The 1728-nt window shown below is 55.2% G+C and carries 2 protein-coding genes; one reads left to right on the top strand and one right to left on the bottom strand.

Annotated elements, in window-relative coordinates; genetic code table 11:
- Positions 1-837: GMC oxidoreductase (locus WH277_RS05440; protein ID WP_339504868.1), on the top strand; the 837-nt coding region annotated here is incomplete at its 5' end.
- A 96-nt stretch (positions 838-933) separates the two neighbouring features.
- On the opposite strand, the gene WH277_RS05435 is transcribed toward WH277_RS05440, so the two are convergent.
- Positions 934-1728 (bottom strand): APC family permease (locus WH277_RS05435; RefSeq protein WP_339504866.1); only part of this gene is annotated, 795 nt, incomplete at its 5' end.

The raw sequence follows: 1728 nt of genomic DNA, 5'->3' as shown, positions 1-1728 counted from the left end.
AGCCTGGATATTCCGGTGGTTCACGATCTGCCCGGTGTTGGCGCGAACCTGCAGGATCATCTGGAAATGTATTTGCAGTATGAGTGCAAGCAGCCCGTTTCGCTGGCACCTGCGCTGAAGCTGCATAATCAGCCGTTGATTGGTGCAGAGTGGCTGTTTATGGGGCGTGGAATTGGCGCCAGTAACCATTTTGAAGCGGGCGGATTTATTCGCAGCCACGAAGAGTTTGAATGGCCGAATATTCAATATCATTTCCTGCCGGTCGCGGTTAACTATAACGGCTCGAATCCGATTAAAGTCCATAGCTTCCAGGCACACGTGGGTTCGATGCGTTCAACGAGTCGAGGCCGGGTGCAGGTCACCTCGAAGAACCCGCATGACCATCCGAGTATCCTGTTTAACTATATGTCCCAGGATCAGGACTGGCGTGAGTTCCGTGCGGCGATTCGCCTGACGCGTGAAATCATCCAGCAGCGTGCGCTGGACCCCTATCGTGGCAAGGAAATTTCGCCGGGTGCCAGCTGCCAAAGTGATGCCGACCTGGACCGTTTTGTCCGTGAGCACGCTGAAACGGCCTATCACCCCTCCTGTTCAAATGCGATGGGGTATCATGAAATGGCCGTGGTTGGAAATGATGGCAAAGTGCATGGCATGGAGAACCTGCGCATCGTGGATGCGTCCATTATGCCGCGTATCACCACCGGAAACCTTAACGCGCCAACGATTATGATTGCTGAGAAAATAGCCGACATGATCCGCGGGCGTCCGCCACTTGCCCGTAGTGACGTTCCGTACTATGTGGCTAATGGTGCACCTGTGCGGCGTGTGCGGGATTAAATAAGCGTATTCAACGTAACGTGTTCACAGAACGCTTCCGACCTGCAAAGGCGGGAGCGTTCTGCTTTTCGCGTCGTATTCCACGAGTCCGGCCTGTCAGGCCGGGAGTGTACGTCCTTTGCGCTTCACCGACATCACATAACCCGCCGCTGAACAGACCGCGATAAACCATGGGATCAGCTGTACCAGCTTCGAGTCGCTGCCGCTGAGAATTTGCAGATTGTTGATCACCAGAATAATGGTAATGGACATCGCCGTCATCGCCAGCAGCGGAGCCCAGAACACCTGCCAGGCACTATTGTTGTGGTGTTCTAAACGGCGGAAGAACAGGATCACCGCCGCCGAGACGCCCACCTGCAACACCAGAATCGACAGTGTGGCAATCGCCGATCCGAAGGCAAAAATCTGTGCCATCGGGTCAAGGTCGATGCTGCCCATGCCCACCAGCATCATCAGCAGGATCACGCTGTGCACATGGCTGGCTTTATGCGGGGTACCGTTGGTCGGATGGGTGGCGCACAGCTCTTTCCAGATCAGGCCGTCACGGCTGATGCTGAAAATGTAGCGTGAAATATTGTTATGAAATGCCATCGCTGCCGCGAACAGGCTGGTGATCAGCAGCACCGACATGGTATCCACCGCCCACTGACCGACATACTGGCGGGTGATATCAAAGACGAAGTTGCCAGGGTCTTTACGCGCAATGTCCACCAGCTGGTCGATGTCATACGCCTGCACCAGCGCCCAGCTGGTAAAGCAGAAAAAGACGGTGATCAGCAGCAAAGCACAGATCGTGGCGCGCGGTACGGTTTTGTGCGGATCGCGGCACTCTTCGGCGTAGATGGCCGTGGATTCGAAGCCGATAAACGAGGCAATCGAGAACATAAAGGC

Origin of the sequence: Erwinia sp. MYb416, assembly GCF_037479575.1 — a bacterium.
GTDB lineage: Bacteria > Pseudomonadota > Gammaproteobacteria > Enterobacterales > Enterobacteriaceae > Erwinia > Erwinia rhapontici.
The sequence above is the reverse complement of the archived record's forward strand: the minus strand, read 5'-3'. Positions and strand labels throughout refer to the sequence as shown.